Raw genomic sequence first — 14,672 nt, 5'->3', positions numbered from 1 at the left:
TCCGTGTTTGACCCATTGTTTTACGGCGAAAAACGCCCAATAACAGGTCTGACCATTAAAGTGTGATCTGATTCTAACTTCTTGTCAGCAAGTTTTAAACACCTGTTTGTTTTTTTAACACTAGCCAAACCCTAAGGGAATTCTTTACCATAGCTGTTGTCTATAGCCCACACACGTATTTTCAACATAATAAAACGAGTAGCATCATGCCTTTGAGTCGCTTCCACGCATTACGCACTTACCTAAATAAGGTTGTTTTAGGGCAGCCAGTATTGACCGAAAATCTGCTCATTGCCTTAATTGCCAATGGCCACTTATTAGTTGAAGGACCACCGGGGCTGGCCAAGACCCGTGCAGTGAAAGCCTTATGTGACGGGGTTGAGGGCGATTTCCACCGCATTCAATTTACCCCAGATCTACTGCCCGCCGACTTAACCGGTACAGATATCTATCGCTCGCAAACTGGCACCTTCGAATTTGAAGCCGGACCGATTTTCCACAATTTAATCTTGGCGGACGAAATTAACCGTGCCCCAGCCAAAGTTCAGTCAGCCTTATTAGAAGCCATGGCCGAAGGCCAAGTCACAGTTGGTAAGCACAGCTATAAGCTACCGCCGCTGTTTTTAGTGATGGCCACCCAAAATCCATTAGAGAACGAAGGCACGTATCCGCTGCCCGAAGCACAGCTTGACCGTTTTCTGATGCACTTAAACCTTGATTACCCAAGCGGTGAGACTGAAATCGAAATTCTGCGTCAATCCCGCAAAGAAGCGCTGACCCACGAATTGCCAACCACTGAGCCGATTGCACAAGCAGATGTGTTTGCCGCCCGTGACGAAGCCATGGAAATCTATCTTGCCGAGCCGCTCGAAAAGTACATAGTCGAAATCGTGATGGCGACCCGTGAGCCTTTACGTTACAGCGAAGACTTAGCTAAGTGGCTTGAGTACGGCGTCAGCCCGCGCGCAACTATTTCATTAGAACGCTGTGCCCGCGCCCGTGCGTGGCTGCACGAGCGAGACTTTGTTTCACCGGAAGACATTCAAGCCGTTGCACCAAACGTGTTAAGACACAGATTGCTACTCAGCTATCAAGCACAGGCCGAAGGTGTCAGCCGCGATCACGTGATCAACCACATCTTAAGTCAAGTTGCAGTACCTTAACGGTAAAGATAAAGGTGAAATAAGATGAGTGACACAGCGCGACTCTCAGCCTCAGTCGATGGCTTGCCGCTTTTTGCCGATGGCTTGCATTTAACCGAGCAAGAGCTGCTGGCGTGCCAAAATATCGCCCGTGCTATGCCTGAGCGTTATAGCCGTGCCCGCGCTAATTTAGCGGGCCATCGCAGCAGCTTAATCAAAGGCCGCGGTATGGAGTTTGCCGAGGTGCGCCACTACCAACAGGGCGACGATGTGCGCACCATTGATTGGCGCGTTACCGCTCGTACAGGCACAACTCACACTAAGTTATTTGTCGAAGAACGTGAGCGCCCTATTTTATTGTTAATCGACTTGAGCCAAAGCCTCTATTTTGGTTCGAGTTTATTGCTGCAATCGGTGCAAGCAGGACACCTTGCGACCACCTTAGGTTGGAATGCGATTAACCATGGCGATCGGCTCGGCGCCTTGATCGCCTGCGAGTCTGAGCATTTAGAGCTCAAACCCTGCAGCCGTCGTCAGGGCATATTGCAATTGATCTCAGGCCTGCGCCGTGTGCACGAAAATCAGCTCAATCATGTTGGCACTGGCCAGCGCGATCCTGACCATATCCTGCGTGCCTGTCAGCGATTACAACGTATCGCCAAACCCGGCTCCTTAGTTTGGATAGTGACAGATGGCAGCCATTTTAGTCCCCAATGTATCGCGCCTCTCACCGAGCTTAAGCGTCATTGCGATGTGGGTGCCTATCTTATTACCGATCCTCTGCGTCAAGGTACACTGCCGTTACCACACCACTTTAATTTGCCGGTACGGGATGGGGATGAGGACTTAGTGCTTACCCGCCACAGTTATCAGGCTTGGCTCGACATTCAGTTGCGTCAGCAAAAGGACTTTATTGCCATGATGCAGCAACTGCGCGTTCGCACCCAACTTATCGATGCGGGTGCTCCCCTAGCCCATCAATTGGAATTATTGCGTTAACTATGGATCCAGCAACAGTGAATTCAGAAATAGCAAATCCACAGGCAACAGTACCTATGCCTTCTACGGCGCCAAATCCAGCCCTTGCACAACTGCAGGATATTATTCATCCCGAACCGATCGGCGCTTGGCCTTGGGCAATCGGTTATTGGCTGGTTTTAGCACTTGTGATTGCCCTCATCACACTCTTAGTTATCTGGCTAAGAAAACGCGCCCGTGACTTAGCGCCGAAAAAAGCCGCGAAGCAGTTACTCAATCAGCTCGATAAACAAGCGACTTCCTATGCCTCTGACGTCAACAGCCTATTAAAGCGCACCGCCATGAGTTACCTCAGCAGAGAAGCGATAGCCTCCTTAGATGGTGAAGCTTGGGCGGCTTGGTTAGACAGCTATTTACCCGAGCATAAACGCCAACGTATCGGCCCCTTATTAGCCAAACGCCATCAGGCAACGCCATTGACCTTAGCTGAAGCCAATGAGTTACATCAACTCGCACAGGCTTGGTTGGCATCGAAAGCAAAACTGAGTGCGCCTGAGTCGACTCTTGATCAAGCTAAGAGCAAAGTGCTAACCCAACCCGCTGACACTCAACAAGCGGAGGCACAATGTTAACAATTGCATGGCCTTGGCTATTGATATTATTGCCTTTACCTTTGATTTTTTGGCGCCAACACACAGTACAAGTGGATGGTGGCCGGCTGCAATTACCCGGAATAAGCCAAACGGGTAAACAAAGCTTAGCGGCCAATACGCGTCAGAGCCGCAAACGCTACTGGCTGATGTGGTGCCTGTTAGTGCTCGCTATTGCTCGTCCTCAATGGCTTGGTGAACCTATCGAACTGCCAAGCCAAGGCCGTGATTTGATGATGGCGGTGGATTTATCCGGCAGTATGCAGATTGAAGACATGGTGGTGAATGGCAAAACCGTCGATCGTTTCACTTTAATTCAGCACGTCGTCAGTGACTTTATCGAGCGCCGCAAGGGTGATCGTATCGGCTTGATCCTCTTTGCCGATCACGCCTATTTACAGGCGCCGCTCACCCAAGATAGACGTTCAGTGGCGCAATTTTTAAAAGAAGCACAAATTGGCTTAGTCGGTAAGCAAACCGCCATAGGTGAAGCCATAGGGCTGGCGGTAAAACGTTTCGATAAAATGGACGAGAGTAACAGAGTGTTGATTTTATTGACCGACGGTTCTAACAACGCGGGCAATATTGAGCCAGAGCAGGCGGCGCAAATTGCCGCTAATCGTAAAGTTACCATTTATACGGTTGGTGTGGGCGCAGATGTGATGGAGCGCCGCACACTCTTTGGCCGTGAGCGGGTTAATCCTTCGATGGATCTGGATGAAAACCAACTTAAGCATATCGCCGACGTCACCCACGGCCGTTATTTTCGCGCCCGTAACAGCCAAGAGCTAGACCAGATTTACCAAGAAATCGATAAACTCGAACCCGTGAGTCGCGATCAATTAAGCTATCGTCCGCAGGCAGATCTGTTCTATTGGCCGCTGGCACTGGCATTACTGACGAGTCTGTGGATTGCCTTAGGTCAATTGCCACTGTTTGCAGCGCGCCGCGTTAAACCCTCTGTCGCAACCACTTCACAGGGGAACATCAAATAATGAACCTACACTTTATTCGTCCCGAATGGCTACTCGCCCTAGTGCCGCTAGCCTTAGCCTTGTTGAGTTTATGGCGACAACACGAGAGCCACAGCGCGTGGAACCGTTATATTGCGCCGCACTTAGCCAAGATATTGGTCACCCAAGGCAATAAGAAATCTCGCCGTCCGTTGCATTTATTAGCTTTCACTTGGCTGATGGCGACTTTTGCGCTCGCCGGGCCTGCCGTGAATAAACAGTCCTTACCTGTGTTTGCCGCCGAGCAAGGCCGCGTACTTGTGATGGACATGTCCGTATCTATGTTCGCCACCGATCTTGCGCCGAATCGGTTAACCCAAGCTAAATTTAGGGCAACGGATCTGCTGCGTAATCTTAAAGAAGGTGAAACAGGTTTAGTCGCCTTTGCCGGCGATGCCTTTACTATCAGCCCATTAACCCGTGATACCGGCACATTACTCAATTTATTGCCGACCTTAAGCCCTGAAATCATGCCCGTTCGTGGCTCAAACTTAGCGGCAGGTTTAACCCAAGCTAAAACGCTACTGGCTCAGGGTGGGCATATTCGCGGTGATATTATCCTGATGACAGATGGCATCACCGCAGCCCAATTTGATGACGCTAACTCGGCATTAAGTGGCACGCAATATCGCCTTGCCGTCGTCACTTTTGGTACCAGCCAAGGCGCGCCAATTCGTCTACCCGATGGACAATTGCAGCGCGACAGCAGCAACGAGGTCGTTGTGGCCAGCACTGACTTTGGCCTGCTGCAAAAACTGGCAGCGGATAACAAAGGCGTGTTAATCCAAAATCGCACCGACGGCAATGATCTGGCCCAATTACAAGATTGGTTAAGTGATACGGGCGATGCCAAAGCCACAGATCTTGACGGTGAAACCTGGCAGGATCTCGGCCCTTATCTCGCCCTGCTATTACTGCTGCCCGCCCTTTTCAGCTTTAGGCAAGGAATCGTGGCAAGCGTTGGATTTGCCACTCTCATTGGCGGCTTACTGCTCGCGGCCGCGCCTCAGTCTGCCCATGCCAGTGTGTGGGACAATGCCTGGGACAATGTGTGGAAAACGCCAGATCAGCAAGCGATGCAGGCCTATCAATCCCAAGATTATGCCAACGCCGCTAAGCAGTTTGAGTCACCCCAGTGGCGTGGCAGCGCCCAATATAAGGCCGGTGATTATGAGCAAGCGCTGAAAACCTTCGAGCAAGATAGCTCAGCCCAAGGCCTCTACAATCAAGGCAATGCGCTAATGCAACTCGGTAAACCCGATAAGGCAAAGGAGCGCTATCAAGCTGCACTTGAAAAACAAGCCGATTTTCCTGCGGCAAAGGCCAACCTTGAACTGGCTGAAAAGCAATTGAAAGAGCAGCAAAAGCAGCAAGGTAAAAACGATCAACAGGATAAAAACCAAGATCAACAAGGCGATCAGCAGTCCGGTGATTCCAATTCAGGTGACCAACAGTCTGGCGACCAACAATCCGGTAATCAACAGTCGCAGGATAAACAGCAATCTGACCAAGATAGCGCTCAAAAAGATAAGCAAGATCAAACGGGACAAGAGTCTCAGGATCGACAGGACAATGCCAACGCGGATCAAAGCCCTGAGCAGCAAAAAGCGGATGAGCAACAGTCTAAGCAAGATAAGCAAAATGGCAATGCTCAGGACAAGCAGGACGAAGCTCAGCAGGAAAATGAGCCGGTAGACAATTCACCTGTAGAAAATGAAGCTAAGATGCAAGCGCAGGCTAAAGCCGATGCTGAAGAGCAAAAGTCAGCTGAGCAAGAAAAGCAAAGCGTTGCCGCCAAAGAAGCTCCTGAGCAAAATGCGCAAGATAAACAAGAGGCAGCTATGAGTGAATCGGTAGAGGCACCGCCAACCAATAGCGAGCCACTGCCCGCAGAAATGCAGCGAGCACTGAGGGGCGTGAGTGAAGACCCGCAAGTATTACTGCGCAACAAGATGCAGTTGGAATATCAAAAACGCCGTCAAAATGGCCAAATATCAAAGGATAACGAACAGTGGTGACGAGACAATTTTTTATCCTGCTACTCCTTGCCATCGGAGTGGCTCATCCCGCCTTTGCACTTAGCAAAATTGAGGCCTCGGTCGATCGCAACCCTGTGATGGAGGGCGAATACTTTGTGCTCAACATCAGTGTCGATGACGAAGTCGATACCGGTAAGCTAGACACATCCGCCCTACTGAAAGATTTTATTGTCGGCCGTACTAGCGTGAGTCGCAGCACGCAAATCATGAACTTCGATGCAGTCAAAGAAACCCGCTGGCAAGTGCTGCTCGCGCCAAAACAACAAGGTCAGTTAACCATTCCAGCCTTTAGTATTGACGGCGTCAGCTCATCGCCTATTCCTCTCAAAGTGGTTGAAACCGGTAGCCAGCCCGCGCAAATGAACAATCTGTTCATTGACGCCAAAGTCTCGACCGACGAAGCCTATGTTGGGCAGCTCATTACCTACAAGGTGAAACTCTATCTGGCGGTAGAATTACAAAGGGGCGTATTGAGTGCACCTGTGATCGAAGGCGCACAGATCAAACAAATCGGTGAAGATAGGGATGGTTCAGAGATAGTCGATGGCCGCCGTTACCGCGTGATTGAACGCACCTATGGCATCATTCCCGATTTGCCCGGCCAAGTGAATATCAAAGGTGCAACCTTTGCTGGCGATGTGCTGGTAGAAGCCCAACGCCGCGGCGGCATGTTTGGTTTTAATGAAAGCCGCCCAATGCAAGCAGGCGCACCCTCACTGACAGTTCAAGTGAATCCCGCACCAGCAAGCTTCCAAGGCCAATGGCTGGTTGCCGATTTAGTAGCGCTAAAAGAAAACTTCCCTGAGGATATTAAAAAGTTTACCGTCGGTAGCCCTATCACCCGCACTATTACGCTGTTGGCTTCCAATGCCGATGAAAATAGTCTGCCTGATATAGTGCAAACTCTGCCCGATGAACTCAAGTCATACCCAGAAAAACCCCAGCGGCAGACCTTTGTGCGCGATGCACAAATTGTTTCGCAGTACAGTATTACTTCGGCAATCGTACCCAGCAAAGCGGGCACCTTTACCTTGCCCGAAATCAAAGTGCCTTGGTGGAATCCGCGCCTTAAACGTCAAGAAACTGCAACGCTGCCCGCACGTACCATAATCGTTGAAGGTGGTGCTGTCAGTGATACGCCAGCTCAACCAACATGGGAAACCAACTCCGCGGCCGATAAGGGCTGGTCTTGGCTAACCACTGTTTTTGCTGCGCTATGGCTGGTCACTCTAGTCGCTTGGATTATCACCTTAGTCGCTTGGCGCCGCGCCTTAAAAAATCAAACGGCCGCCCCAATTTCAGTAAACTCTTCAATCAGTTCAGCACAATCAGTGACTGCCTCCGGCTTGAAAGGATTAGAGCAAGCCTGCGCCAGTGGCGATGTAAGCCGAATTATGTTGCAATTGCAGCGATATTTCAGTGAGTTACAGCAAACGCCTATGACATTAGATAAGATTGCTGAGCAGTCACCACAACTGGCAGCAGCGATACAGCAACTGCAAATCAAAGCCTACAGTGCAAAGGCCGATAAGAGCCACCATACCGACAGTGCTAATACGAGCAGTGCGAATTCTAACAATACAAATAGCCACTTAAGCGCCGAATGTACCGCCTTACTTAACGCGATTAAGGCCTGTGAGCATAAACATTCAACCCCAAAATCAGCGCCATTAAGCCCACTGAATCCTAAATAAATGATGGGGTTAATGACAAAGAAGCGAGTGCTACCATGCTAAATATTCCGCCAAAAAGCCTAAAGATAAAAAATGTTTGCTAACTGGCGCAAGAAATCCGTCGAGCCTGCGGTCTCTTCTGACATGCTAAGCAAACAACGACGATACAACAGCCTAGTCAAGGCGCTACATGCAGACATTTTCCGCTACGCCTATTGGTTATGCGGCGATAAGCACGTGGCTGAAGACATTACCCAAGAAACCTTCTTGCGGGCGTGGCGCTCTTTGGATTCCCTCAAGGATGATAAAGCGGCGAAAGCTTGGCTGATCACGATTCTTAGGCGTGAAAATGCGCGGCGTTTCGAGCGTAAACAGTTCGATTATTCCGACGTTGAGCAAGATACCTTAGAGGACAATATCTCCAATAGCAGTGAAGAGCAGACCGAGCAATATCTGATCCGTCGACAAATTGGCAAGCTGGATATCGAATACCGTGAACCACTCTTACTCCAGCTCATTGGTGGCTTTAGCGGCGATGAAATCGCCGAGCTGATGGAGCTCAATCGCAACACCGTAATGACGCGTTTATTTCGGGCGAGGAGCCAATTGAAAGAATTACTTGAGAAGAATGATGTGAGAGGTCAATCCAATGGATGAGCTTAAATTTAGACGTCAAGCTTATGAAGATCCTCATAATCAAGATGCTGACTTTCTGGCGCAGATCAATGCCAAGCCAGAAAACCAAGCCCTAATCAATGAGCTTAAAAACCTTGATGCCAAACTGAGCAACGCATTGAAAGTGGATGTGGCTGAGGATCTCGCCGACAAACTCATTTTGCGTCAGCAGTTACAACAGCACCATAAACAGCGCCGGCAAACGTTTTTTTTAGTGGCCATGGCAGCCTCGGTCGCGTTTGTGGTAGGGATCAGCTTCAGCCTATTACGCTTAGGGCCTATTGATTTAGCTGAACATGCACTGGCCCATGTCTACCATGAAGATATTGCCTTGCATGTCGATCAAAATGTCAATTTTAGTCAAGTCAATGCCCAGCTTGCGTCGATAAAAGACTTTGGCAATGCCAAATTTACCCAACAACCGGGCAAAGTGTATTACACCTCTTATTGCGATTTTCAAGGGGTAAAAAGCCTGCACTTAGTACTTCAGGGCGAACAAAGTAAGGTGACGCTTTTTATCGTGCCACTCGAGAAACGTATGGTGTTGGATAAAACCTTCGCCGACGGTAAATATCAAGGAATGGGCTTTGAAACGCCCGATGCATTTATTTTGCTCATAGGTGAGGATCAAGCTGACCTTAGCTATATAAAAGACGAAATCAAGAATATATTTATTTAAGCTATTGTTATAAATTGCATTTAAAAATCAATCTCCGATATTTTCATGTTATCGGAGGTTAGATTTCAATCACACTTACATCTGCTAATGGGCGCACGTTCAAACATCTGGTAGCATGCTTGCCACTTTTAATAATAAAAAGATGGGAAAAGGCAAGATGACGATTGAAACCCCGATTTTAATCACATTTGTTGGTTACTTAGTATTGATGATGGGCATAGGTTTTTGGGCTTACCGTGCTACCGATACTGTTGATGATTATATTTTAGGTGGCCGCAAAATGGGCCCCGCAGTGACCGCACTCAGCGTGGGAGCATCTGACATGTCAGGTTGGCTGTTACTGGGATTACCCGGCGCAGTTTACTTAAGCGGCTTAGGTGCAGCCTGGATTGGCGTAGGATTAATTATTGGTGCTTGGCTAAACTGGTTATTTGTTGCCAAACGACTGCGCATTTATACCCAACTCGCCGATAACGCCCTCACTTTACCGGATTTTTTCGAGAAACGTTTCCACGATACCCAAGGCTATCTCAAACTTGTTTCCGCAATCACTATTCTGGTATTTTTTACTTTCTATGCCTCCTCTGGCATGGTCGGTGGCGCGATTTTGTTTGAGAAAGTCTTTGGGCTTGATTACACCGCAGCCCTCGTGATTGGCTCGGCCATCATAGTCGGTTACACCTTTATTGGCGGTTTCTTTGCCGTGTGTTGGACTGACTTTTTCCAAGGCAGTTTAATGCTCATCGCCCTATTGATTGTCCCTTTCGCCGTTTTCGCTCACCCCGAAAGCCATGCAGGTATTGAAACGATCGATCCCGCGATGTTGGCATTGGTCAATGACAAAACCACTGCCATCGGCATGTTATCTTTGCTCGCATGGGGCCTAGGTTATTTTGGTCAGCCACATATTTTGTCGCGTTTTATGGCGATAGGCAGTGCCGATGCCCTGCCCTTGTCACGCCGTATAGCCATGAGCTGGATGGTGTTATCTCTCATTGGCGCGTTAGCCACAGGTATCGCAGGCTCGCTCTATTTCGCCAAAGAGCCATTAGCCAATTCTGAAACAGTGTTTATCCATTTAGCTCAAGCAGCGTTTAACCCATGGATTGGTGGGCTATTAATCGCCGCTATTTTATCGGCAATCATGAGTACTATCGACTCGCAACTCTTAGTCTGCTCAAGTGTCATCACCGAGGATTTCTACCGTAAATGGTTGCGCCCAAAGGCCGATGATCGCGAGCTAATGATGGTAGGTCGTTTAGGTGTACTCGCTATCGCTGTGATTGCAGGTGTGATAGCACTCAATCCTGAAAGTAGCGTGCTCAGCCTAGTGAGTTATGCTTGGGCAGGCTTTGGTGCGGCCTTTGGTCCCGTAGTCTTGTTATCCCTGTTTTGGAAGCAATATAGCCGTAATGGCGCTATCGCCACTATTATTGTCGGTGCATTAACCGTGGTGATTTGGAAGCAACTCACTGGTGGCATTTTTGAAGTATACGAAATCCTTCCTGGGTTTATATTCGCGACTATTGCGGGTATTTTAGTCAGTAAATTCTCTGCTCCAAGTGAAAAAGTAACGACAGAGTTCGAACAATTTAAGTCTGCACTCTAATCTAGATATGCTTCCATATGTTTAAAAGCGCACAAGTGTGCGCTTTTTACATTTTGTATCCTTTTAAATACCCTACACACCATTACAAACCATTAACTTCAATTGAAACCCATAGCGGCACCCAAAGCCCTTCATATCAAGCATCTGGCCAGACCATTCAAGCATACTAAAGTATCACTCTTGTTTTAAAGACTTTTAATTAACTGAAAGTTAACATATTTCACTTCTGGTCGGACTTGTTGAGGGTACATTGAATCCATAAGATGCCGGAGACTAATAAATGGATTTAAATACTTTCGGCGGACTAGGACCGAATAAAAATCCAATACTTATAAAAAATAGAGAGAATAATAATGAAAACATTCAACAAGACACTCATTGCCGTTTCTGTTGCATTAGCAAGCACACAAACCTTAGCTTCAGGTTTTCAACTAAACAGCCAATCAGCAACTGGTATGGGCCGTGCATTTGCGGGTGATGCGGTTATTGCCGATAACGCTTCTGTGTTATCACGTAACCCTGCTGCTATGGCATTATTCGATAAAGATGCGATCTCCTTCGGCTTAACTTATGCCGATATTACTGTTGATGTTAAAGACGTTAACTTTAAGGCCGGTGGCGTAGACTTAGGCAGCATCGATGACGCGGGTAGCTCTAAAATTATCCCTAATATTTTCTACATTCACCCAATCGACGATAAGTTCGCCGTAGGTTTTGCCGCTTTCTCTAACTTTGGTACCGGTACCGATGCCAGCTCACTTTCAAAGAGTTTACCAGCAGGCTCACAAGCACCTTATGATCTGCTTGGCGAAACAGAAGTAACAACGGTTAACTTTAACACCAGCCTTTCATACCGTATTAATGACATGTTCAGTATCGGTGCTGGTATTGATGCCATTTACGGTGAAGGTCGTTTAACCCGTAACATGGGCGCGACACCTCTGGTTGACGTCGACGCTGACGGTTGGGCGTTTGGTGGTATTGTGGGTGCCACAATTGAGTTAGATAAAGACAATCGTTTCGGTATCAGCTACCGTTTCAGCCCAACAGTGAATGTTAAAGGTGATATCAACACGATCAGCACTAAAGATCTATCTGCCGTTGGTTTAGGTTCAAAAACAGCACTAGCGACAAGCTTTGACAGCTTAGACGTACCCCTTGCGGATATTTTCCAAGTTGCTGGTTTCCATCAGCTCACACCTAAGTTTGCAGTGCACTACACTGCGCAGTACACCCAGTGGAGCAACTTTGAACAAATCACGGCTAAAGATGGCGTAGCCACTATTATTCCAGGTCAAGCGGGTGCAGGTACTCAACTGCAAGCTGGCGACGTTGCTCTGAAAGAATACCAATGGAAAGATTCATGGTTATTCAGCCTAGGTGGCACTTACACAATCAACGAACAATTCACCGTGCGCGCGGGTTATATGCATGACCAAGGCGTTGTGGACGAAATCAGCTCTATTTCATTCCCAGACTCTGACCGTAACTGGTATACAGCGGGTATGAGCTACCACATCAACCCACAAAACACGGTTGACTTTGGTATCGCTTATATTAAAGGTGAAGAAGTTCACCTGATCGAAAACAGCGCAATCGCAGGCCCTGTTAATGCGATTACTGAATCGAGTGGTATGTACTACTCAGTTCAATACAGCTACCAGTTCTAAGATAAATTACTAACACCAAAAGCCGCATTTTTTGCGGCTTTTTTGTATCTTAAGCATTTATTGCCTAAAGTTAATTCATACTCCTGTAAATGCAGCTACGGCTATGGCTAAAGTCATTGGACTCGGTGGAATTTTCTTTAAAAGTGTCGATCCCGTTGCCTTGGCAACTTGGTACAAAACCCATCTTCAAGTCCCCATTGAAAACTGGGGCGGCGCCGCGTTTTATCACACAGATAAATCAACTCTTGGCTACCATGTTTGGACCCCTTTCGCCCATAGCACGGACTATTTCGCCCCCTCAGATAAAGGGTTTATGTTCAACTTTGTCGTTGACGATTTAGAGCAAGCCCTCGTACAAGTAGAGCAAGGTGGCGGTCAACCGATTGGTGATATTGAAGATTCAGAATTTGGCCGCTTTGGCTGGTTTATTGACCCTGATGGCAATAAAGTCGAATTATGGCAGCCAAGCGCCATCCCTCCTGAAAAATAAATGCTTTAAACAGATATTTCAAAACTCATCTCTCAACATAATCTCCTCTGCCTTAAGCGGCATCTATTCCGAATAAACCCAGTGCATAACTGAGGTTTATTCGGTATCGTAGACTGAGTTCATCTAATCAAGAGATTCTTTTTATGGAAAAAAGTAACATCCTTCCTGCCCTGCTGTTAGGTGGTTTCCTTTGCGCTGGACTTGTTTATGTAGGCCAGACAGCAAGCTCAGCACTATTGCAAATGAAAGCCATGGAACGCACTGTCACGGTAAAGGGCTTAGCGGAAAAAGAAGTTAAAGCCAATGTGGCAATTTGGCCAATCAATTTCACTGAGGTCGATAACAATCTGCCTAAACTCTACGAGACGGTTCAGCAAAAAACCGATCGTGTTGTAGCGTTTTTAAAGGAACAAGGCTTTAGCGACAGCGAAATTACTGTCTCTTTGCCTTCAATTGAAGATCGCCAAGCCCAAGGTTATGTCGATCCCAACGTCAGATACCGTTACTCGGCAAAAGTGAACCTATCGGTTTATACCCCACAGATTGATCTCATGCTGAACACCCGTAAGCAAATGATTAACTTAGTAAAAGAAGGTATAGCGATCGCTAGCCAAGATTATGATAATCGCACTGAGTTTCTGTTTACCGATCTCAACTCAGTCAAACCTATCATGGTGCAAGAAGCGACTCAAAATGCCCGCGAAGTGGCTGAAAAATTTGCTAAGGATTCGGATTCTCGCCTCGGAAAAATTAAAAGTGCGAGTCAAGGCCAGTTCACTATTTCTGACCGCGACAGCAGCACGCCTTACATTAAACAAATTCGCATCGTTTCCACACTAACCTATTATTTAAATGACTAAATTTTAGGCTTAATTTGAAGCTCTGAAGCACGAGGAATAAGGCGCTATAGGCCTTATTCCTTATTCCTAAATTAGGTAAAAACACTACATTAAATTTTTCTAATAAATATTGATTGCCTATTGAAAACAACTCCATTAGAATTTTCTCATAAATTACATCTGGGGTGATATAAGTTATGACATCAATTTCTCGTGCTTTTTTCTTACTGCTGGCACTTTCCAGTACTCAAGCTCAGGCTGCCTCAGTCGAAACCATCGAAGTCTTAAATAAACCCTATCCGAATTGGGTCACCTTAGACGCCACCATTGAAGCAGTAAAAGCAGCGACGGTATCGGCGCAAACCTCTGGTCGTATTGTTAAACTCAACTACGATGTTAACGATGTCGTCCCCGAAGGAGCCGCCCTACTAGAAATAACCAGTAAAGAGCAAGGCGCTGAACTGGCAAGCTTTGAGGCTGATCTAGCCAAAGCGAAGGCTTTAAATGTCGAAGCTCAGGCACAATACAAACGTTATAAAGAGCTATTTCCCCAAGGCGCGATTTCTAAGGGCGCGATGGATGAAGCCACCGCCAATGCTAAAGCAACAGAACAAGCCGTCAGTGCAGCACAAGCCCGTGTCATCAAAGCCAACGAATCCCTAAAATACACTGTCGTTTCAGCGCCTTTTAGTGGCATAGTCACTGAGCGTTTTGTCGAACTTGGCGAAACCGTAAGCCCAGGACAAGCACTACTTTCAGGGTTTTCCGCGAGTCAAATGCGCGCCATTACCCAAGTGCCACAGCGTTACATTAACCAACTTAAAAATTCCCCCGAATTTCTCGTCCGTTTAAGTGATGGGCGCGAGTTCACCTCAACCGACCTCACGATTTTCAGTTTCGCCGATCCTGTCAGCCACAGTTATCAAGTGCGAATTAATCTGCCAGAAAATGAAGCCAATCTTCAACCCGGTACTTGGGCAAAAGCTTCCTTTAAAAATGGCGATCGGGAAAAAATCCAACTGCCCGCCTCTGCACTGCTCACAATGAACGAACTGAGCAGTGTTTACCTTAAACAAGGCGAAGCCTTTGTGCTGACCCAAGTCCGTGTCACTGAGCCCTTAGATGGCGAAGTAGAAGTGCTTGCGGGCCTTAAGTCGGGTGACAAGGTGGCCGTTGATGCCTACCAAGTGTTGCTCAGCAAGAAGCAATAAATTC

The 14,672-nt window shown here is 47.5% G+C and carries 13 protein-coding genes; all 13 read left to right on the top strand.

Translation table 11 applies throughout. From position 1 onward, the window contains the following. Nucleotides 1-206 precede the first annotated feature (206 nt). The 13 genes from L5M29_RS05880 to L5M29_RS05820 all read left to right on the top strand — a co-directional run bounded on the left by L5M29_RS05880 (nt 207) and on the right by L5M29_RS05820 (nt 14,668). Nucleotides 207-1,163, top strand: a complete 957-nt coding sequence (locus L5M29_RS05880) for an AAA family ATPase (protein WP_028761051.1) — start codon at nt 207-209, stop codon at nt 1,161-1,163. A gap of 24 nt (nt 1,164-1,187) precedes the next feature. Continuing rightward, nucleotides 1,188-2,141 carry a DUF58 domain-containing protein gene (locus L5M29_RS05875; RefSeq protein WP_263166701.1) on the top strand — a complete coding sequence of 318 codons (954 nt, stop codon included), beginning with the start codon at nt 1,188-1,190 and terminating at the stop codon, nt 2,139-2,141. A 2-nt stretch (nt 2,142-2,143) separates the two neighbouring features. Next, nucleotides 2,144-2,752, top strand: coding sequence for a DUF4381 domain-containing protein (locus tag L5M29_RS05870; RefSeq protein WP_263166699.1), 609 nt, complete (start codon nt 2,144-2,146; stop codon nt 2,750-2,752). Further along, nucleotides 2,746-3,765, top strand: coding sequence for a vWA domain-containing protein (locus tag L5M29_RS05865; protein WP_263166697.1), 1,020 nt, complete (start codon nt 2,746-2,748; stop codon nt 3,763-3,765). Before L5M29_RS05870 ends, L5M29_RS05865 begins: the two co-directional genes overlap by 7 nt. After that, on the top strand, nt 3,765-5,801 hold the full coding sequence (locus tag L5M29_RS05860) for a VWA domain-containing protein (protein ID WP_263166694.1): 2,037 nt from the start codon (nt 3,765-3,767) through the stop codon (nt 5,799-5,801). The genes L5M29_RS05865 and L5M29_RS05860 overlap by 1 nt, the downstream gene beginning before the upstream one ends. Then, nucleotides 5,795-7,516 (top strand): BatD family protein, encoded by a 1,722-nt coding sequence (locus tag L5M29_RS05855; RefSeq protein WP_263166693.1) that lies wholly within the window; start codon nt 5,795-5,797, stop codon nt 7,514-7,516. Before L5M29_RS05860 ends, L5M29_RS05855 begins: the two co-directional genes overlap by 7 nt. Nucleotides 7,517-7,588: 72 nt before the next feature. Further along, entirely contained in the window at nt 7,589-8,152 is a 564-nt protein-coding gene (locus L5M29_RS05850) for a sigma-70 family RNA polymerase sigma factor (protein WP_006085483.1), read from the top strand. Further along, on the top strand, nt 8,145-8,849 hold the full coding sequence (locus L5M29_RS05845) for a DUF3379 domain-containing protein (protein WP_131525286.1): 705 nt from the start codon (nt 8,145-8,147) through the stop codon (nt 8,847-8,849). Before L5M29_RS05850 ends, L5M29_RS05845 begins: the two co-directional genes overlap by 8 nt. A 157-nt stretch (nt 8,850-9,006) precedes the next feature. Further along, the gene (gene putP, locus L5M29_RS05840) at nt 9,007-10,458 is read left to right on the top strand and encodes a sodium/proline symporter PutP (RefSeq protein ID WP_105253092.1); all 1,452 of its coding nucleotides are present in this window, start codon (nt 9,007-9,009) and stop codon (nt 10,456-10,458) included. Nucleotides 10,459-10,811: 353 nt separating this feature from the next. After that, a complete protein-coding gene (locus tag L5M29_RS05835; RefSeq protein WP_263139139.1) occupies nt 10,812-12,128 on the top strand; it encodes an OmpP1/FadL family transporter in 1,317 nt (438 codons plus the stop codon). Between the two features lie 103 nt (nt 12,129-12,231). Further along, entirely contained in the window at nt 12,232-12,618 is a 387-nt protein-coding gene (locus tag L5M29_RS05830; RefSeq protein WP_263166691.1) for a VOC family protein, read from the top strand. A 143-nt stretch (nt 12,619-12,761) separates the two neighbouring features. Continuing rightward, nucleotides 12,762-13,478, top strand: coding sequence for an SIMPL domain-containing protein (locus tag L5M29_RS05825; protein ID WP_028761062.1), 717 nt, complete (start codon nt 12,762-12,764; stop codon nt 13,476-13,478). 176 nt (nt 13,479-13,654) lie between these two features. Next, nucleotides 13,655-14,668: an efflux RND transporter periplasmic adaptor subunit gene (locus L5M29_RS05820; protein WP_212601835.1), complete on the top strand. Its 1,014-nt coding sequence runs from the start codon at nt 13,655-13,657 to the stop codon at nt 14,666-14,668. Nucleotides 14,669-14,672 lie beyond the last annotated feature (4 nt).

Origin of the sequence: Shewanella sp. SM95, from assembly GCF_025653595.1 — a bacterium.
In the GTDB taxonomy this organism is placed as follows: Bacteria; Pseudomonadota; Gammaproteobacteria; order Enterobacterales; family Shewanellaceae; genus Shewanella; species Shewanella oncorhynchi.
This window is presented reverse-complemented; position numbering and strand designations above follow the sequence as displayed.